The following is a 20,570-nucleotide window of genomic DNA, read 5'->3' as shown; positions in this document are numbered from 1 at the left end:
TGTTTAGTATTTTGTAAACAGGCTTTTTTAATAGTTTATAATATATTTTATCTATTTATAACTTATTCACATAAACGTAATAAGCAACGTTTTCTTCGGATTTAGAGTTGATAAAATTTGCCTTTAAATTTGTAATTCCTTTTTTTAGGTTTACTTTAAAAGTCGATGATTGATCGTTTTTAGTAATTCTATTTTCTTTGTTAATACCCGCTATTTCTATAGTTGCTTTAGTGAAATTTAGATTTTTTCCTTTTGGAATTGTAAACTGTAATCCAGGTACTTCTTCTGGTGTTACTTTTGGTACAGTTGTGTTAATAGGTAAACCTGCTTCTACAGGATATCTTCTTAAAGAAATTTCGTAATCGCCTTCACTTTTTACATCTAAAGCCCAATAACCATTACCAACTTTACCATCTCTAATATAAATTTGATTCCAAGCATAACCACCTTTGTCTGTATGTACATCATGAGCAGTTAATGTAACTGGATTTTCTTGTTTTAACCCAACTGGAATTTTAACTTCTTCGTTAAATTGAACAGAAACTTCTTGCCACCAATTTTCATAAAAAGTTCTCATTTCTGCTACTTTTTCTGGGTAATTTACAGCTACATTTTTTTCTTGACTCTTATCTTCTTCGATGTTGTATAATTCTTTTCCGTTTACCAATCTCCATTTATTTTGCATTACAGAAGATTTTCTCCATTTTTTAGGATAATTTAAACGTTGCGAATCTGTAATTAACATTCTATTGTTTTCTTTTTGTTCTCCTTTAAGTACTTTAACCAAACTTTGACCGTTAATTGCTCTATGTTCTTTAGGTAATTCAATGCCACACAATTCTGCTAAAGTTGGCATAATATCTAATTGTGCTGTTAACAAATTAATGTCTTTAGCTGTAGTTATATTTCCATTTTTCCAATGGATAAAAAACGGAACTCTATGTCCTCCTTCATATTCGCTACCTTTTGTACCTCGCATTTCTGCATTGTAACCTGTAACTTTTCCTTTTTTGTTGTAATATCCAGCAGAGGTTCCATTATCTGTCATAAAAATTAAAATGGTATTGTCTGCAATGTTTAAATCTTTTAGCTTTTTACGAAGCTTACCAAAATTATCATCAACATTAGTAATCATTCCATAAAAACGTTTTTGAGTATCAGCTAAAACATCATTACTTAAATCTTTGTATAAATTATAATATTCTAGAGGTACATTATAAGGTCCATGAGGTGCATTCGTGGCAATGTAAGCGAAAAAAGGCTGTCCGTTTGCAGATTCTATAAATTTTGTAGCTTCATTAAAAAACACATCTGTACAGTAACCTTCATATTTTTGAGGTTCTCCATTTTTAAAATATGTATCATCAAAATAATCATTATTCCAGTAATCTGGAGTTTGTTGTATACCACCTCCATAATGCATAACAGTTTCTTGAAAACCTCTATCATGTGCTCTAAAAGGATAATTGTCTCCTAAATGCCACTTACCAAAAGCTCCAGTTTTATAACCAGCTTCTGTAAACATATTTGCCAACGTTTTTTCTTCTTCTCTTAACAAAGACCAACCACCAACTGTATGCCAAACACCTGTACTATTTGCATATCTACCCGTCATTAACCCAGAACGAGTTGGTGCACAAGTTGGCCCAACATGAAAATCTGTTAAGTGATAACTTTCTTTGTAAAAGTCGTCGATATTTGGTGTTTTTATAACTTTATTACCATGAACACCTAAATCTCCATAACCTTGATCGTCTGTAATTACTAATATTACATTTGGTTTTTTACCAACTTCTTTTTGTGATACTTTACCTGTTTTACAACTAAAGTTGATTAAAATTACTATTAATAAAAGCTTTGAATATTTCATGTTTCTATATTTATTATCCATTTAAATTTTGGAAAAAGGTTTTTTAAAGTTGTCATTATAGTATCAAAATAAAAAATAACTATGGTTTTAAGTTGACCCTATAATGGAAGTACTAAATTATCTAATTTATAGGGAAAGTATTGTTCTGTATTGTCAATATTATACATCAAATGTTTAATTGGTAACTTTTTTTTCTTTGGATGAAATTCGTTTAAATTTCAGATATTTAGGTGATTAAAGTATTTTTTTATTAAAGTAAAGGGATTTAATATCAAGTTTATTATTTAAAAGAAAGAAAATCATTTGTTGTAAAGAATTCAACATCAGAGACTTTTAATAAATGATTAAAATTAGAATTTAGCAAAGCAGATAATTTATTATTCGCACTTAACTAACCCTCTTAAAGTTTAAAGAATATGAAATTGTATAAATTTTTAGCTGTTATAATTTTAATCGTATTTATATCGTGCAAAAGCAATAGCAAGCAACCAAAGACATCTGATATTAAAACTACAGATGTTTTTCAGCCAAATTGGGAATCTATCAAAGAAAATTACAAAGATCCAGAATGGTTTAATAATCAAAAATTTGGAATTTTTATTCATTGGGGAGTTTATGCAGTGCCGGCTTATGGTTCTGAGTGGTATCCTAGAAATATGTATATGGACAAAAATAGGTTAAGTGCAACTTTAAAGGTAGAACATGAAGGTAGTACAAGAGAGTTTTTGCATCATAAAAAAACATATGGTGATCAGCAAAAATTTGGATATAAAGATTTTGTACCGATGTTTAAAGCAGAAAAATTTAGTGCTGTAGAATGGATAGATTTATTTAAAAAAGCAGGTGCAAGATATGTAGTGCCAGTTGCAGATCATCATGATGGTTTTGCAATGTACAAATCGAATACAACACGCTGGAATTCTTATGATATGGGACCAAAAAGAGATGTTTTAGGAGAATTATTTAAAGAAGGTAGAAAAAAAGGAATGATTATGGGCGCTTCTTCTCATTATGCTTTTAATTGGTCTTTTTATAATAAAGAAACTTATTTCGATACTTCAAATCCTGCGTATGCAGATTTATATTCAAAAAAAGGAACAGATATTAATGAGCCAGTTTCTGAAGAGTTTAAACAACAATGGTGGACAAGAACTAAAGATTTAATTGATAATTATCAACCAGATATTTTATGGTTCGACTTTATGTTAGATACACCAGATTTTAAAGAATACAGACCTCAATTGGCAGCTTATTATTACAATAAAGGTATTGAGTGGGGTAAAGAAGTGGTTTTACAGGACAAGAATTTTAGTCATGAAGCTTTTCCAGAAGGTACAGTAATTTATGATTTAGAAAGAGGTAAGTTGCCGGGGATAAGAAAATTACCATGGCAAACAGATACTTCTATTGGTAAAAATTCTTGGTGCCATATTGCAGATTGGCAATCTAAAAATACCAATCAACTTATTGATGATTTAGTGGATATTGTTTCTAAAAATGGAAATTTATTATTGAATGTAGGGCCAAAAGCAGATGGTACAATACCAGAAGATCAAAAAGAGATTTTATTAGAAATGGGAAATTGGTTGTCTATTAATGGTGATGCAATTTACGATACCAAATACTGGAGAACTTTTGGAGAAGGTCCGACTGAAGTAGAAAAAGGGCATCATTCAGAAGGAAAAAACAAAGCTTTTACTGGGCAAGATATTCGATTTACACAAAAGGATGATAAGCTTTATGCAATTATGATGGAATGGCCAGAAAATAATAGTGTGCTTATAAAATCTATAAATAAAAACACAGATAAAGTTACTAATGTTACCCTATTAGGTAGCAACGAAAAAATTGATTGGAAACAAGCTAAAAATGGATTAAAGGTTAAAATGCCTTCTAAAAAACCTTGTGATTTTGCATATGTATTACAAATAACTTTGTAATATTTAATATAGAGTTTTCTTAAAGTTGATTAATTGGTTTATTAAAAAAGAGTACATTTTTAAAAATGTACTCTTTTGCTTTATTAGGTTTAAAGAATAATTGGTATTACTCTTCTTCTAAAATACTTGTAAAAGAATCTTCTTTAGATCCTTTTTTTACATTTTGCCTTACATACTCACTTGGTATAATTCCGAATTGTTTTTTAAAGCATTTAGAGAAATAAGAAGCTGTGTTAAAACCTGTCATGTACATAATTTCCTTTACAGAATAATCGCTTTTTTCGAACAATTGAACCGCTCTTTTTAAACGGATGTTTCTAATAAAAGCACTAGAAGATAAACCTGTAATTTCTTTAAATTTAAGATATAATGTACTTCTACTTAAGCCCATTTCTTTTACCAACATTTCTACACTAAAATCGGTATTCATCATATGTTTTTCTACAATTTCTATAGCTTGTTGTAAAAACTTTTCGTCTAAAGTTGTAACTGTAACATCTTTGGGTTTAAAAGAAATGTCTTTCTTAAATCGATTTCTTAATTGGTCTCTTCGTTTTATAATGTTTTTAAGTTTTACACCTAAAAGTTCAATATCAAATGGTTTTCTAATATAATCATCTGCACCTGTTTTTAAACCTTTAATTTCGCTTTCTTGAGATAGTTTTGCGGTTAACATAATTACAGGAATATGACTAGTTTCTTGCTGAGTTTTTAAGGTTTTACAAAATTCAATTCCGTCCATTTCTGGCATTAAAACATCAGTAAGAATAATGTTTGGTAAAATTTTGTTGGCCATTTCTAAACCAATTTTTCCATTCTGTGATTCGTAGATAATGTATTCATCACTTAAAGCTTGTTTTAAGAATACTCTAATATCTAAATTATCATCTACTACTAGTAAAAGAGGTTTTTCAGATCTAGATTTATCAATATTTAAATCAGTAATTTCATCATTTAAACTAATGGCTAAAGAGTTTGTTTCTGATGTTCTTACCAGAAAATCTGAATCTTTACTGCTTTTACAAGTAATTTCTGGTATGTTTTCGTAAGCTTTTCTTTCTATTGGTAGTGTTACTGTAAAAGTGGTTCCTTCATCAATTTCGCTTTCAACTTCTATATTACCTTGATGTAATTTTGTAAGTTGTTGTACAAAAGATAAACCAATACCTACACCTTGCGGATTGTCTTTTCCTTTTGTTTTATCAATATAAAATCTTTCAAAAATATTTTCTAATTTTTCTTGTTCTATTCCGCAACCAGAATCTTCTACTTTTATAATTACATTTTTACCATTATATTTTTCATCAATCTGAATATCAATTTTTATAGAACCCCCTAAAGGTGTAAATTTAAAGGCATTCGATAATAGATTGTTTATTATTTTTTCGATGGCTTCATGATCGAACCAAGAAATTATACTTTCTGGATTTGCAGTAATTTTAAAATCGATTTGATTTTTAATCAATAAAAATTGGAAAGGTTCGCAAAGCTCCTTGATAAAGGTAACAATATTGCTTTTACGCATTACAAGTCTTGTTTTTCCTTGATTAATTTTTCTGAAATCTAACAGTTGGTTTACAATTCTTAATAAAGAATCGCTATTTTTTTCCATTAATTTGTACTGCTCTTGTATTACTTTTTGGTCTAATTTGTGTCCTTTAGTTTGTAGATATTTTAAAGGTCCTTTTAGTAAAGTTAATGGTGTGCGCAATTCATGAGAAATATTGGTAAAAAATTCGAATTTAATTTTTTGTAATTCTTCATTTTTCTCTTTTTCTAAATGATCAATTTCTAATCTATGTTTTTCGTTGGTGCCAATAATGGTATATCTTCTAAACAAGAAAAGTAAACCAAGAATTAGTAATAAATATAAGAAATAGGCGAGTTTTGTTTCCCAAAAAGGAGGCACAATTTCTATGTTTAATTCAGATGGCGAAGAATCCCAAATGGCATCGTTATTAGATGCTTTTACCTTAAATGTGTAATTGTTTGGCGGTAAATTTGTGTAGGTTGCAAAACGTCTTTCGGATGTTGTATAAATCCAATCTTTATCAAAACCCTCTAATTTATAAGCATATTTATTTTTTTTAGGAGAAGCAAAATGAAGTGAAGAAAAATCAAAAGAAAAACTATTTTCATCGTGTTTTAGTTCTATGCTTTTAGTTGTGCTTATTGAATTTTCTAGAATAACTCTTCCATTAATTTCTTCTCCTATTGTAACGTTTTTGTTAAAGATTGATAATTGGGTAATTACTGTTTCTGGTTCGTAAGAATTGTTTTTTATTTTATCAGGAAAAAAGGAATTAAAGCCATTAATGCCACCAAAAAGTAGTTCGCCATTTTTTCTTTTTAATCTTGCAAGTTCTTGAAATTCGTTGCTTTGTAAACCATCATTAGTATCAAAATTTTTGAATGTAATTTCTTGCGGATTAAATTTAGAAATCCCTTTGTTTGTAGATATCCAAAGGTTGTTGTTGTCATCTTCTAAAATACCTTTTATTACATTATTGGGTAAACCATCTTCTATTTTGTAGGTTACAAAAGATTCATCCGAAGGTAAATATTTACATAAACCACCACCTAAAGTACCTACCCAAAAATCGCCATTTGAGCTTTCAAATAATTCTAAAATATAGTTATGACTTATACTTTTTTTATCTTCTGAATTATTTTTAAAAACCGTAAATTTTGGATGTTTTTTTAATTTTTCTTCTTTTGTTAATTTGCATAATCCATTACCAGTGGCAAACCAAATATTACCAAATCGATCTTCGATAATATTTCTGATAATATTACTAGAAACTCCATTTTTTTCTAGCTTGTTAAAAGAAAGAATGTCCTTTTTGTAATTGTTTTTTTGTTCGTCATAAACCCATCTTATAATTCCGTTGTTATAAGTACCAATCCATAAATTTTTATCTTTATCTTCTAATAAAGAAAATACACTGCCAAAAATTTGTTCGAAAGCTACAATATCATTGTCTGTATATTCTTTAGATTCAGTAATATCAATTTCGTATAAACCAGGATAATCTTCAGAACCAATAATTAGTAGTTTTTTACCTTTTCTTTCTATTTCTATAGTTACAAATGCGTTACGAACTTTAAAACTTTTAAAACCTAAGTAAGAATTATCTTTTTTATCTTGTAGTAACATGTTTAAACCACCACCTTCAGTACCAATCCAGAGTGTTCCATTACTGTCTTCGAACATAGACCTAATTTTATCGTAACTTAAACTAGTTGGATCTAAAGTTTTTTTAATGTTTTTAAACTGTTTTCTTTCTAAATCTAATTTATTTAAACCGCCAATTGTACCTATCCAAACTACACCTGCATTATCTTTTAGTAGAGATTTTATATTGTTTTTACTTAAACTTGTTGGGTTATTTGGGTCGTATTTAAAAGTATTAACTAATTTCGGTGCGCTTTGTTTATTGGTATTATTAAAATATAATAGTCCGTTATTGGTACCTACCCAAATATCTCTATTGTCTACCAAAATTCGATTAACAAAAATTTGTGGCGTTACTAATTCAATTTTTGAGGCATTATTTCTATTTAAAATATATAAGCCATAAGTTGTACCAACCAACAATCTACCATAAACATCTTCGTTTATACTTTTAACAGCAACATTAGGTAAACCTATAATTTCATTGGCCAGTTTAAAATATATTTCGCCATTAGAATCTCTCATTAATTTAAAAATTCCGTGGTAACCACCTACCCAAATATCTCCTTTACTATCTTGAAAAATTGTGTTTATAGAGTTGTCTTGAAACTTAGCAACAAAAGGATCTCTTTCTAAATTATAGTGATGAAATTTTACTTTGTCTTTTGGTGTATCTAAATTTATAACATCAATACCATTAATTGTACCTACCCAAAGTCTGTTGTTATTGTCTATTAAAAGTGATGTAATGTGATTGCTAATTATGCTGTCGTCATTTTTGTCATCAGCAATAAATTCAGAGAATTTTTCTGTAGCTCTATCAAAATAATTTAAACCTCTACCAGTGGTACCAATCCATAAATTTCCTTTTTTATCGCCTGTAAGGGCATAAATTAAATTACTGTTTATGCTATGGTTGTTGTTAGAGTTTGGTGTAAAAATTTTAAAATTGTAACCATCGTATTTATTTAAACCTTCATGAGTTGCAAACCATAAAAAACCTTGTTTGTCTTGATAAATGCTGTTAATATCACTTTGAGATAAACCATTATCTGTGGTTATATGATGAAACTGCATATGCTCTTGTGCAAGAAAATTAGAAAAATTTAATGCAAAAATTATTGTTAGTAGTACTCTAAAAGCAAATGTTTTTCTGATAAATAAATAATTCGATGTGTAACTCATATATTTTAGAAACTCAGATTAGTGTTTTTAAGTTCTCTTTTTTATAGAAATTTAAAAGTAAAGATTTTTATTTTGATAGTATTTTAATACGTAAAAAAATGATTTAATTTAAAAAAGGATATCAAAATAAAAATTGGATATCCTTATAAAATCTATTATTAAATTAAAAATCTACACAAGTTTAATTAATGATGCTATTAAATGCGTTATCGTATGATTTATATTGAATAACATATGGTTAAAAACAGTAGTTTTTATTAGTATTAAAGCTTAAAAATTACTGGAATCTAATTTTTAACTCATACTCAAAAACAATCATTTAAAATATTGATATTTAAAATTTTATAGATGAATTTCTGAAGTGTTTTTAAAAATAATGATCAGTAATTCGTTGGTTTTTAGTATCGTTTTAAATGGTTTTTGTTTACTAAAAAACTAAACTTATAATTCCTATTCCTAAAATTAAAATAAGTACAAAGTTTCTAAATTGTTCTTGAGATACTTTGTCTAGAATTTTTTTACCAATCCAAGTTCCTAAAACGCTTATTACAAGTAGTATGGGTACTAAATATAAATCATGTTTATGCATATAACCATTAAAAAAGTAAATAACAGCTCTTGTAGAATCTACACCCAAATCTATAATTGCAGAAGTAGCAATAAAAGTGTTTTTATTTAATTTAAAAGCTGATAAAGTAATACCTCTAATTGCACCTCCTGTTCCTAAAAGGCCAGCGCTTAAACCAGATAATGCACCACCAATAATGGCGTTTTTTTTATCTGGATTTACCTTAAGTTTTTTAAAAATTAAAAAGAGTGAACTAAGTATAACTAGAAATGAACCTAAAATGTAGGTTAATATTTTAGGATTAAAATATTTGCTAAAATAAGCACCTATAGACACAAAAATAATGGCAGGAATACCTAAAAATAGCACAATTTTTTTATCGAAACCCTTTTTAAAAATTGCTATTTTACTAATATTACTAGATAAATGATATAAGGCTGTAATACCAAGTACAGATTGAAAATCGAAAAAGAAATTGGCAACAGGTACAAAAAATACAGAAGAGCCAAAACCCCCAACAGTACCTAAAATCTCTGCGATTAAAGAAAGAATTATAAATATTGGTAAATATCTAGATACCATTAATTTATAATTTCTTCCATTAATACTTTTTTATGAATTAGCTTTTCTTTTTCTAAAACTGCAATTAATAAATTTACATAATCATTTACAGTTTCATCTATAGAAATTGGGTCTATAACATCTACATAACCTTTCCAGATTAGCTCTCTTTCTTTTGTAGGGCAAATACAATAAAACGCTGTTTCTGCGTGATAAACTTTGTACTCATTATAATAATCTGGGTTGTAATATATATCTTGAAACTTAATATAATCGTCTTTAAATTTCTTGAAATTTTTATCAAAATCATGCAGTTTTTTGTAAGAAATTCTATCTTCTTCACCTACTATTTTTGTAAACAGAACACTATCAAAACCATCTTCTAAAAGTTTGTTTTCTAAATTTTTTAATTCTTCTGATGTCATTTTTTCGGTTCTAACACTAGCATCAAAATAATTAAAACTTATAACAGCTTCCATTCCTCTTAACTCGAATTCATTTTTTACTTGTTGCTCAAATTTTAATCTTGCTGTTTTATTAGGAGACACAGCAACTATTAAAATTTTATTTGGCGCGTAAGAATCGATCTCATCGCTTTTCCAGCTATCTACCATTTCTGTAGAAGTGCAGCTTATAAAAAATACCGATATTAAAAGGAATAGAAAGTAGGTTTTCATGTATTTTAGTTTACGTTAATTATGATTCAATAAGGTACTTTTGCTTTTCTGTTTTTTTAATGTCTTTAATAATATTAAACAATCTTACTTTTAACTCTTTATAGTTTTCTAAGAATTTTTTAATAGAAAATCTTAGTTCTAAATGCTCGGTTTTATAAGCTGTTTCTTTTTCAATTTGATTTATTTCATCGATTATAATTTCTAGATTATTCTCGTGATTTTTTATCAAATTAAATAACTCTTCGTTTTCTAGTATTGATATGTTTAATTTTTTAATAAGTTTTTTAGATTCAGCAAAGTTTTTTTTGTCTATGAGCTGAAGCGTAAATGATGATATTAAATTTTTAAAAAATAAATGTTCATCTCTTACAAACTCTAATTCAGAAAGCCATTCTTTAGAGTTGTGGTGCATTTCGTCTGCACTTAACCATTCTTTATACTTTAAATTTGTTTTTGGGTTTGTAGTTTTCATAATTTAGGTTTAAAAGTTAAAAAGTAGAGAGAGTAATCTCTCAAAATAAAAATCCGTAATTTGAAAAAAATACTACTACCTTAAATGTTTTTAAAACGTTATAAGGTATTTATTAGGAGTCTTCAGATTTTATTTTATACAGTTGTATGATGTTATAAAACCTGTGTATTCTTCAACTTTTATTGAAAAATAAGGAGCAGAAAATTTAATTTTGAAAAGATGATTTTACTTCTTTATGTAAAACTAAATATAGATCTAAAGTACAATCTAAAAATAATAATTAAAATGATAAATATCAGTTTGTTAAATGTTTTTAAAGTAGTGCTTTTTCTATAAAAAAATTAATTGTTTTTTAAATTACAAAGTTGTTCTATTTCTTCTAAAATTCTTTTTTTTCTGATTTCGGAAATACCCAAATGATCTAAAAAGAAAGAATCTCCAATAAGATCTCTAAACAAAACAATTTCTCTACTTAAAAGAAATTGTTTTTCTCTTTTTGTTAGTAATGTAGAGGCTGTAATTGGGTACAAACCTAACCTATCAATTCTATCTTTTAAGCCATTATTCTCTGGGTAATCCCAACTTAAAAGTTGTAAACCAGCACAGCTACCAAATTGTTTAGCATCTTTTGTAAAGCGCGTGTTTGTAACTACCCAGCCTTCTGTAAGTAATTCTTTATTTTCAAGATTGGTGTTCCAGTGTTTTTTTACATCTAAATAACGAGAGTTTATATATAAAGGAATTTTCACATTGCATTTAAGTCCTTGTTCGCTATGAAATTTACATTCAATAATTGTAGTTTCATTATTTTTTGTGGCAATAATATCTATTTCATGATTTATACAATGTCCTTGCACAATGCTACCAACTTCGGTTTTGTAACCAGAATATTTTAAAACTGCACTTACAAAACGCTCAAAAGGAAAACCAGTTGGTCCTAATTCGTAAATAGCTTTTTTAAGTTTGTATTTAGAAGCCAAATAGCTTTTCTTTTTTTTAAGCAAAGCAAATGCTCTATTGTAAATTTCTTTGGTTGTAATTCCTTGATAAAGTTCTTCTTTTACTCTATCAAGAATTGATTTAACCGTATTTTCATCAGCACCAGTTCTTTTTAAAGATTTCTTTAGTTTGTGTAAAGAAAAAATTACTTTTTCGCCAGAATATTTTACAATATGTATGTGAGCATCTTTCATTGTGTTTTATTTAGACATAAAAGCATCTTTAATTAATGCAATAGTTTGATTCTTTGTCATACTGTCTGCTTTTTTAACAACTGTAACTTTTGTATTTAAGCTTTTATGATTTTCAATTAACTCTTTTTGAAATTTTAGATAAGTTTCTGCAGGACCAAAAATTACCAATTCACTGGTATCTTTTATCGCATTAATAATTTCAAGAAAATATGCTTTTAATTGATGTTTTTCGCGTTCTAAATATCTACTGTCTTGTACTACATCTTGTGGACCACCTTTAAAGCGAGTTCCAGAACCTCCATATATTTTAAAATTCTCTACATTAGAGTCTATTGTAGTAAATGTCTCATTTCCGTTTTCTATAGTTATGATAAATGCTTTTTCTTTATCTAACCAAATACCTATATTTTTCATAATAAATCTGTTTTTAGTTTCTTAAATCGTGCATTACTAATATTGGGGTATTTGAGTTGTAGGTGATATCTTTAACTAATGGTTGTGATAAAATACTGCCAAAAAATGTGTGTTTTTTGTTGATAAAAGCAACCATATCACTTTCTCTACTTTCTACAAAAACATCGATAGCAGTTTCTATTGCGTTTTTAGATAAAGTATGAAAACCATAATTTACTTCTTCAAATATTTCTTCGAGTAATTCTTTGTTCTCTAATTGTTCTTCACTTAATTTTTCTTCTTCAGCAATATGTAATATTGCAATTCTTGAATTACATTTCTTAGCAACATCTATTAAACTATTTAACTGACGTCTTTTATAATGTGTTTTATAACTTGTAGGAAAAACAATTTCTTTTGGTAAGTTTCGTTTTGCTTTTTCTGGCACCACAATTACAGGGCAATTCCTAACTTTTTCCATTACATAAATAGCAGTGCTACCATAGGCAATAAGAGAAGTATTTGTAGCCCCTTTTGTACCCATAACAATCATTTCTATATCTTTCTTTTCAACTATATTTTTAATAGCTTCTAATGGGTTGTTAAACACTGAAATGGTTTCGAAATTATGTTTAGGATTGTTGTATTTATGCAACTTTAACATTTCTAAAACCTTTTGTAAACCGGTTTCAGATTTTTCTTTAATTACTTCGTACAACTCACTGCCTGGCTCTAAGTTTATTAAGTTTTTCATAATATCGCTTGTTGCAGAAAAAACATTTAGTATATAAAAATGGCAAGTATCTTTTTTATAAAGTTCTAAAGCATATTGTATAGCGTACCAAGCATTTTTAGAAAAATCTGTAGGTAAAAGTATTTTACGTTTCATAACTTTAGTTTTAAATGTGTTAGCTAAAAATACTATTACATTACTAAAATTACAATGATATATATCAGTTCTGAGACGGAATTACCAAAAACGGAACAATAGGATGAAACCCAATGTTTTTTATAACAGGCTCTTTTATAATGTCTTCTGTAAAGCTATGTTTGTAGTTAATCATAGCCAAGATGCTAATGTTATGATCTTTTAGAAACTCATTAATCTCATACGTTTTTTTGGTGTAATTGGGTATCCAATCAAACTTATGAGGATGATCTTCTAGGTAAACTTTTAGCATAGATAAATTATAATTTTGACAAGATTTTAAGCTTTCTTCTTCGCTTATATGAAAAACTCTAATTTTTGAATTATATAAATTAGCAATTTCTTTTATAGGTGATAATTCTTCTTCGTAAAAATGATTAAAATCTGTAGGAAAAGCAATTTGTTTTGGCGTATTGTAGCCGCAATCTTCTGGAACTGTTAAAATAGGGCAGAGCTTCATTTTACTTATTATATGAACAGTATTACTGCCAAAAAACAACTCTTTTACACCACTGGCACCTTTAGTGCCCATAATAACCAAATCTATTTTATGTTTTTTAATAGCAGTTTCTATGGAGTTTTTAAGTTCTTGTCTACTTAAAATAATATGAAAATTATGTTTGTTGTTAAAATGCTCTTTATCTAACCTTTTTTTTAACTTTATTAATTCTTCGCTGGCATTTTCGGTTACTTTTTCTTGAAGTTTATTAGAAAAAGCAGACATTGTAGATCCCTTTATTTTAATAGAATTTAGTAGATAAAAACTACAAGTCTCATTAGCATATAGTTTTAAGGCGTATACAATCGCATTCCAAGCATTTTTAGAAAAATCTGTTGGGATTAATATCTTACGTTCCATAATACTATTTTTATAAGTAGAAAAAATAAAAAAAAAAGGGGAGCTTTATCTCCCCTTTGCAGAACAGTTTAGTTGTTATTATAGATCAAAAAACTACAATAATTAAACTTGTTCATCACCTCCTAAATTATCATATAGATAGTTTAAGGCATTTTTTAAGAAACAGAAAGCTGGGACTTTCTATTTCTATGTGAGAATGATTTTATTTTAAATTTCACGATACTAAAAATAGATTCAAACTCAATTATGAAATACAATTACTTAAAAGTAACTTTTTTTGATACTACAAATTTAAAGCAGTTTTGGGTTTTTGAAAATGATAAATATCAGTTTTAAAAAATATATTTAATTAATTATTATTCATGTAAAACTAAAAAAGGAACATTAGTATGGTAGCTAATTTTTTCTACTTTAGAATGAAACAATATTTGTTGAAAATAGTTTAGATTTTTTGCAACCATAGCCATCATATCTATGTCTCTACTTTCTACAAAACATTGTATAGCATCTTCTACTTTACTGTTCGATAAACTATGAAAACTATGTTTAAAGTTTGAAAATAAATCTTCTAAAACCTCTTTATTGTTTTGTTGATCTAAACTTAATTCTAAACCTCTTTGCACAATATGTAGTATTCGTAAAGAAGCTTTTTCCTTTTTTAAAATATTGATAATAGAGTTTAAAACTGAAGTATTATAAGAAAGTATAAAATCCGTAGGAAAAGCAATTTCTTTAATAGATGAATAAGTTGCATTTTCTGGTACTATAAGTGTAGAACAAGATACTTTTGTAATAACCTCGCCAGCATTACTACCAATAAGTAGCTCTTTTAAACCAGAGGCACCTTTGGTACCCATTACAATTAAATCTATATTCTTTTCACTTACGTGTTTTCTTATAGAATCTATAAAGTAATTATAATCTATAAGTGTGTAAAATTTATGATTTTTATTTTTCGTAAATACTTTGTTAATTCTCTCAACAACCTTTCTTAATTTTTGTTTAGAAGGTTTTAAAATTATGGTATCTATAACCTCGCTATTAGGTGTATAAGGTATGTCGCTTGTAATTGTGTTGTTTATTCTATTAACATTCAACAGATAAAAATTACATACTTCATCTTTATGCATACTAATAGCGTAAGCTATTGCATTCCACGAATTTTCAGAAAAGTCTGTAGGTAATAAAATGTTTTTCATCGATTTTCTCTTAGTACAACAAAACTAAAAAGATCGATTCCTCTATGAAATGATTTTGGTCATATCAATTTTATTACTTTATTTTTTTAAGAAATACTTTGTAATTTTTCTAAATCTATGATTCTAATAGATCTACCTTCTATTTCTATAAGTCCTTGTTTTTTAAAGCTAGATAAGGTTCTAATTAAAGTTTCTGTTGCAATACCAGCTACACTTGCCAAATCGTTTCTCGAAATTTTGATAAGATCTTCTGGTTTACGATTCATTTTTTTCGCAAATTTTATAATAGTAGATGCTGTTTTTTTATGAACAGAACTATAAGCCATTTGTAGCAATTGCTCTTTAATACCAAAAATATTATCGGTTAATAATTCAATAATATCTAAAGTAAGTTTTGGATTGGTGTTTAAAATATTCTGAATCTCACTTTTTGGTAAGCCCATTAGTTCTACCTCATCTATAGAAGTTGCAGTTTCTTGATAAGGTACATTTTGGGTAAAAGAAGTATAGCCAAATAAATCATCTTCTTTATAAAGTGCAGTGGTTAATTCTTTACCTTGTTCATCGAATTTATAACACTTAATAAGCCCTTTTGTAATTAAGTAAACAAAGTTAGAATTGTCTCCTATTTCATAAATTGTAGTATCTTTTTTGTAAACAAAAGTTTGTCCATTATCATCAAAAAAGTTTTTTAAATCGTTTAAAGTTCTTAATTCACTTTCGTCTTCAACATCAGATTTTGCTAGCTTTTCTCGTTCATCTTTTAAAATAGCAGCTTTGGCTATTCTACTTTCAATGGCACTTATAAGCTCTTCTTCATTAAAAGGTTTTGTAATATAATCATCTGCGCCAAGATCCATACCTTTTCTTACATCTTTACGTTCTGTTTTGGCAGATAAAAAGATAAAGGGAATGTATTTTGTTTTAACATTTTTCGATAAATTTTCTAAAACTCCATAACCATCTAGTTCTGGCATCATAATATCGCAAACTATAATATCAGGATTTTTTTCTGAAGCCAAAGCAACTCCTTTTTTACCATCAGAAGCAGTAAAAACGGTGTAATTAGATAGTTCTAATAATTCTGATGTATTTTCTCTTAAAACAGCATCATCTTCTATGAGTAATATTTTTTTCATTATTTCGATTTGTTAGGAATTATTATGGTAAAAGTAGTACCTATATTTTCTGTACTTTTAAAAGAAATAGTTCCATTTAAGTTCTCTATATGTGTTTTTACGATATTAAGTCCAATACCAGTTCCTTGAGACAATAACGCGTTTTCTGCTCTAAAATATCTATTAAAAATATTTTTTTGATCGTTTTTTGGAATCCCAATTCCGTTATCATTTACAGTAAAAGTAGTTTCTGTTTCATTTTGATAAACATTAAGATCTATAATGGTATTTTCTGATGAATATTTTATGGCATTGTTTACTAAATTAGATAATGCTAATTCAATAATTTTTTCATCTTGATGTAAAAAGTAATTATTAATATTTACTGGATAGTTAATTTTCTGTCCATCTTTTAATAAAATATTCGCATTATAAACTACTTCATCTAAAACTTTACTTAACTTAAAAGTAGTTGGGTTGTAATGTATTTGACCTCTTTCTAATTTTTCTACGGATAAAAAATCATTTAAAATATTATTTAAATAATGTACTTTATCTGTAATTGTTTTTAGGTGTTTGTCTCTATTTTTTTGTTGTTCACTTAATTTGTATTTACCCAACAACATTGTAGAGGTTAAAATTCCGCTTAAAGGGGTTTTAAATTCATGAGATACTAAAGATAAAAATTTAGTTTTCAACTCATTTAATTCTTGCTCTTTTTTAAGTGCAGATTTTATTTCTTCTTCAGCATTTTTACGCTTTTGGTTTTCATTACCTAACTCTAAATTTAAAGATTTTAATTCTTCTATTGCAGCTTTTAATTCTTCTGTTCTCTGCTCAACTTCGTTTTCTAATTTTGTGTTTAGGGCTATAATTTTTTTCTCTTGTTCTTTACGAAAAGTAATGTCTATAATAAGTGCCATTACATAGTTTTGCCCATAAATGTTAAAAGGATTTAAACCAGCTTCTAAAGGGAAAATACTACCATCTTTTTTTGCTCCAAAGATATCACGACCTTGTCCCATTCTTCTCTTCTTTTTATCTTTCATAAAACCTTTAAAATGGCTTCCATGATTTGCATGATAATTTTGAGGTATTAGAATGTTTAAAGGTTTCTTTATAAGCTCATCATTATTATAACCAAACATTTTTATAGCAGATTCGTTGGCTTCTACAATGTTTTGGTGTTCATCTACTATAATAACTCCTTCAGAAACCGATCCTAAAAGAATATTGAAAATATCTTGGTCTTTTTTAAACATTAATTTTTTAAATTAGAAAACAAATATAAATATACAAAAAAGCAATTCCTAAATTTACGAACGCTGATATTTATCATTTTTTATTTTTTACAATCATAGTAAATTGTTACTCTAATACAAACAGTATGGCTTTTATTGATTATTATAAAATACTAGAGCTTTCTAAAAATGCGACAGAGAAAGATATTAAAAAAGCATACAGAAAATTGGCTCGCAAATACCATCCAGATTTAAATCCAAACGATCCTGCTGCTGAAAAAAAGTTCAAGGAAGTTAATGAAGCAAATGAGGTTTTAAGCAATACAGCTAATCGAAAAAAATACGATGAATATGGAGAACATTGGGAACACGCCGAAGAATACGAAAAAGCCAAGCAACAAGAACAATACTCAAAAAGTAGAGGAGATACTGGGCAATATTCTGAAGAAGATTTCTCTGATTTTTTCGAGAATATGTTTAGAAGTAATTCATCTCATCAACAAAGAAATCAAGCAAAATTTAGAGGTCAAGATTTTAATGCGCAATTGCAATTAAACCTAAAGGATGTTTATACAACTCATAAACGCACTTTAACCATTAACAATAAAAATATTCGAATTACGATTCCTGCAGGCATAGAAAACGAACAGGTAATAAAAATAAATGGTTATGGAGGCAAAGGAATGAATGGTGGACCCAATGGCGATTTGTACATTCAGTTTTCTGTAATAAATAATACAGCATTTAAAAGAAAAGGCGATAATTTGTATACAACTGTAGAATTAGATTTGTACAAAGCACTTTTAGGATCAGAACTAATGGTAGATACTTTTAATGGTAAAGTAAAATTAACGATAAAACCAGAAACTCAAAATGGTACAAAAGTTAAGTTAAAAGGTAAAGGTTTTCCTAAATACAAGCAAGAAAATCAATTTGGTGATTTGTATATTACTTATCAATTAAAAACCCCAACAAACCTTACCACTAAAGAAAAAGAACTTTTTACAGAATTATCAAAACTAAGATAAGATGGAAAAATCAAATTTAATTTCGGTACAACAATTTTGCACTCATTATAAGGTTTCTAAGGCTTTTATTAATGAGTTGCAAGAATATGAGTTAATTGATGTTCTTGTTAGTGAGAATGAAAATTACCTATACAAGAATCAACTTTATGCTGTAGAAAAAATTATTCGCTTACACTACGATTTAAAAATAAACTTAGAAGGTATAGATGTTATTCATAATTTATTAAAACAAATTGAAAAGCTACAGATAGAAAAAACCGAACTAAAAAATAAACTTAGGTTTTATGAAGATTAATTTTTTAAATAATTGATTATCAATAATGACCAATGTCATTGTTTTTTGTTTTTATTTTTTATAGCTTTGGAAACGGGGTAATTTTAAAAGCAAAAGTCATGATCACTAATCTAAACGAAAAGGAATGTAAAAACCTTTTAACAAACAATTATATTGGGCATTTGGCCTATATTTATAGAGATAGACCATTTGTAATACCAATTACTTATTTTTTTACGGTAGATGATACAGTTTTAGGCTACACAAACGAAGGGCATAAAACAGTTACAATGAGAAAAAACAATTCTGTATCATTAGAAATTGATGAAATAGAAAACCTTAACAATTGGAAATCTGTTTTAGCACACGGAGTTTATGAAGAACTTTCTGGTATAGATGCAAAAGCTAGTTTGCATGAGTTTGCAGAAGGAATTAAGAATTTAGCATCCAAAAAAGAAAAAAAAGATTTTCATTTTATTAGTGATTTCTCAAGTAAACTTCATGAAGAAGGTTTGCCAATTGTATTTAAAATTGCAATTGACGAAGTAACAGGAAAAAAGAGAATTAACTAATTTTTTGAGTATGAAATATTTTTTAGTTTTAATCATATTTTTCCACGCCATACTACATTTAGGTGGTTTTATAATAGCTTATTTCGATATTGATTTATTTAAAGGTGTTTTAAGTATTTCTAAACCATTAGGTGTATTATGGCTATTAGCTTTTGGGTTATTTGTAAAAGTTTCTAGAGATTTATTAAAGAGAAAGAAATGGCTTACTATTACTATTGTAGCTGTTTGTCTTTCTCAGTTTTTAATTATCAAAGACTGGCAAGATACTAGGTATGCAACTGCATTAAACATAATTATTTTAACAATGGCTATCTTAGATTCTAATAGAAAACGTACTTACAAACCTAGAACTTAATTATCAATAATATGTTAAATAAAGCCGGTTTTTATGAATGAAAAACCAATAAAGGTAAGCTTAGCTTATGTGCAATTTTTGTAGTTGGTGAGCCTGTTATAAAACGTTCGAACAAACTTTCTTTTTGTACAATTAATGTAATTAAATCGATATTATGTGTTTGTAAATAACAATTTACAACATCTGGCATTGATACATTTTTTACAATATGATATTCATTGTCAGTGTCTTTTAAAAAGAAATCGATGTTTCTAATGTCATTTTTTTCTTCTTTAGAATCTTCATTATTAGGCTTAATTCTAACAAGATGTAATTTTTTACCAAAATGATTGGTAAATTTTATGATGTCTATAAATGCGTTTCCCTTTACAGAATCATCAATATCTAAAGGTAATAAAATTTGTTTAGGCCTTTGTATATATTTATAATCTTCTGGTATTATAAGTGTTGCGCAATCAACTTCTCTAATAATATTAATTGTATTGCTGCCAAATATTACTTCGTCTGCACCAGTAACCCCATTGGTACCTATAACAATTAAATCTATTTCTTTAGACTTTATAATTTCTTTTACAGATGCTACTAATGAATTATAGCTAACCAAATATGAGAAATTAAAGTTCTTATTATTAAATTCATTTTCAATCTTAACTACCAATTTAGCTAATTGAGTTTTCGGTTTTTTTATAATAGTATCGTAAACACTTCTTTCTCCAGCTAGCATAAAATCATCTACTAAATAAGAAGATGACTTTTGTACATAAAGCATATTAAAATTACAGATATCATCTTCAAAAAGATGCAGTGCATAGCGAATTGCATTAATTGAATTTTCAGAAAAATCGGTTAATAATAATATGTTTCTCATAAGTTAAAGTTATAAAAATTATAAGATTTTAGGTATGATATATGTCATAGCCGAAAATATTTTTGGCATTTTTAATAATTAATAACTTTGTTTT

Annotated in this window: 18 protein-coding genes; 5 read left to right on the top strand and 13 right to left on the bottom strand. The window is 27.4% G+C overall.

Annotated elements, in window-relative coordinates; translation table 11 throughout:
• Window positions 1–55: 55 nt before the first annotated feature.
• Window positions 56–1,870: an arylsulfatase gene (locus BW723_RS03830; RefSeq protein WP_068363537.1), complete on the bottom strand. Its 1,815-nt coding sequence runs from the start codon at window positions 1,868–1,870 to the stop codon at window positions 56–58.
• A gap of 416 nt (window positions 1,871–2,286) precedes the next feature.
• Between BW723_RS03830 and BW723_RS03825 the strand changes: the two genes are divergently transcribed.
• Window positions 2,287–3,810 (top strand): alpha-L-fucosidase, encoded by a 1,524-nt coding sequence (locus BW723_RS03825; protein ID WP_068362053.1) that lies wholly within the window; start codon window positions 2,287–2,289, stop codon window positions 3,808–3,810.
• A gap of 106 nt (window positions 3,811–3,916) precedes the next feature.
• Here the strand turns inward: BW723_RS03825 and BW723_RS03820 are convergent, their stop codons facing one another.
• From BW723_RS03820 to BW723_RS03770, 11 genes are all read right to left on the bottom strand, one after another.
• Window positions 3,917–8,170 (bottom strand): hybrid sensor histidine kinase/response regulator transcription factor, encoded by a 4,254-nt coding sequence (locus tag BW723_RS03820; protein WP_068362056.1) that lies wholly within the window; start codon window positions 8,168–8,170, stop codon window positions 3,917–3,919.
• Between the two features lie 427 nt (window positions 8,171–8,597).
• Complete coding sequence (locus BW723_RS03815) at window positions 8,598–9,320, bottom strand: sulfite exporter TauE/SafE family protein (protein WP_068362059.1); 723 nt, start codon at window positions 9,318–9,320, stop codon at window positions 8,598–8,600.
• Window positions 9,320–9,976 carry a hypothetical protein gene (locus tag BW723_RS03810; protein ID WP_068362062.1) on the bottom strand — a complete coding sequence of 219 codons (657 nt, stop codon included), beginning with the start codon at window positions 9,974–9,976 and terminating at the stop codon, window positions 9,320–9,322. The genes BW723_RS03815 and BW723_RS03810 overlap by 1 nt, the downstream gene beginning before the upstream one ends.
• A 19-nt stretch (window positions 9,977–9,995) precedes the next feature.
• Entirely contained in the window at window positions 9,996–10,448 is a 453-nt protein-coding gene (locus tag BW723_RS03805; protein WP_068362065.1) for a hypothetical protein, read from the bottom strand.
• A 341-nt stretch (window positions 10,449–10,789) separates the two neighbouring features.
• Window positions 10,790–11,641, bottom strand: a complete 852-nt coding sequence (locus BW723_RS03800) for a restriction endonuclease (RefSeq protein WP_068362068.1) — start codon at window positions 11,639–11,641, stop codon at window positions 10,790–10,792.
• Between the two features lie 6 nt (window positions 11,642–11,647).
• On the bottom strand, window positions 11,648–12,055 hold the full coding sequence (locus BW723_RS03795; RefSeq protein WP_068362071.1) for a hypothetical protein: 408 nt from the start codon (window positions 12,053–12,055) through the stop codon (window positions 11,648–11,650).
• 13 nt (window positions 12,056–12,068) lie between these two features.
• The gene (locus tag BW723_RS03790; protein ID WP_068362074.1) at window positions 12,069–12,923 is read right to left on the bottom strand and encodes a universal stress protein; all 855 of its coding nucleotides are present in this window, start codon (window positions 12,921–12,923) and stop codon (window positions 12,069–12,071) included.
• Window positions 12,924–12,987: 64 nt separating this feature from the next.
• Window positions 12,988–13,821 (bottom strand): universal stress protein, encoded by an 834-nt coding sequence (locus BW723_RS03785; protein ID WP_068362076.1) that lies wholly within the window; start codon window positions 13,819–13,821, stop codon window positions 12,988–12,990.
• A 356-nt stretch (window positions 13,822–14,177) separates the two neighbouring features.
• Window positions 14,178–15,020 (bottom strand): universal stress protein, encoded by an 843-nt coding sequence (locus tag BW723_RS03780; RefSeq protein ID WP_068362079.1) that lies wholly within the window; start codon window positions 15,018–15,020, stop codon window positions 14,178–14,180.
• Between the two features lie 86 nt (window positions 15,021–15,106).
• Complete coding sequence (locus tag BW723_RS03775) at window positions 15,107–16,159, bottom strand: response regulator (RefSeq protein WP_068362082.1); 1,053 nt, start codon at window positions 16,157–16,159, stop codon at window positions 15,107–15,109.
• Window positions 16,159–17,400, bottom strand: a complete 1,242-nt coding sequence (locus BW723_RS03770) for a PAS domain-containing sensor histidine kinase (RefSeq protein ID WP_068362085.1) — start codon at window positions 17,398–17,400, stop codon at window positions 16,159–16,161. The genes BW723_RS03775 and BW723_RS03770 overlap by 1 nt, the downstream gene beginning before the upstream one ends.
• A gap of 125 nt (window positions 17,401–17,525) precedes the next feature.
• Between BW723_RS03770 and BW723_RS03765 the strand changes: the two genes are divergently transcribed.
• The 4 genes from BW723_RS03765 to BW723_RS03750 all read left to right on the top strand — a co-directional run bounded on the left by BW723_RS03765 (window position 17,526) and on the right by BW723_RS03750 (window position 19,608).
• Window positions 17,526–18,407, top strand: coding sequence for a DnaJ C-terminal domain-containing protein (locus BW723_RS03765; protein WP_068362088.1), 882 nt, complete (start codon window positions 17,526–17,528; stop codon window positions 18,405–18,407).
• 1 nt (window position 18,408) lies between these two features.
• Complete coding sequence (locus BW723_RS03760) at window positions 18,409–18,702, top strand: chaperone modulator CbpM (protein WP_068362090.1); 294 nt, start codon at window positions 18,409–18,411, stop codon at window positions 18,700–18,702.
• A gap of 98 nt (window positions 18,703–18,800) precedes the next feature.
• Window positions 18,801–19,253 carry a pyridoxamine 5'-phosphate oxidase family protein gene (locus BW723_RS03755; protein WP_068363539.1) on the top strand — a complete coding sequence of 151 codons (453 nt, stop codon included), beginning with the start codon at window positions 18,801–18,803 and terminating at the stop codon, window positions 19,251–19,253.
• Window positions 19,254–19,263: 10 nt separating this feature from the next.
• Window positions 19,264–19,608 carry a hypothetical protein gene (locus tag BW723_RS03750; RefSeq protein ID WP_068362093.1) on the top strand — a complete coding sequence of 115 codons (345 nt, stop codon included), beginning with the start codon at window positions 19,264–19,266 and terminating at the stop codon, window positions 19,606–19,608.
• 31 nt (window positions 19,609–19,639) lie between these two features.
• On the opposite strand, the gene BW723_RS03745 is transcribed toward BW723_RS03750, so the two are convergent.
• Window positions 19,640–20,476, bottom strand: coding sequence for a universal stress protein (locus tag BW723_RS03745; protein ID WP_068362096.1), 837 nt, complete (start codon window positions 20,474–20,476; stop codon window positions 19,640–19,642).
• Between the last annotated feature and the right edge of the window lie 94 nt (window positions 20,477–20,570).

The organism is Polaribacter reichenbachii, assembly GCF_001975665.1.
Taxonomy (GTDB): domain Bacteria; phylum Bacteroidota; class Bacteroidia; order Flavobacteriales; family Flavobacteriaceae; genus Polaribacter; species Polaribacter reichenbachii.
Note: the sequence above shows the minus strand (reverse complement) of the source record. Positions and strands in the feature narration are given on the sequence as shown.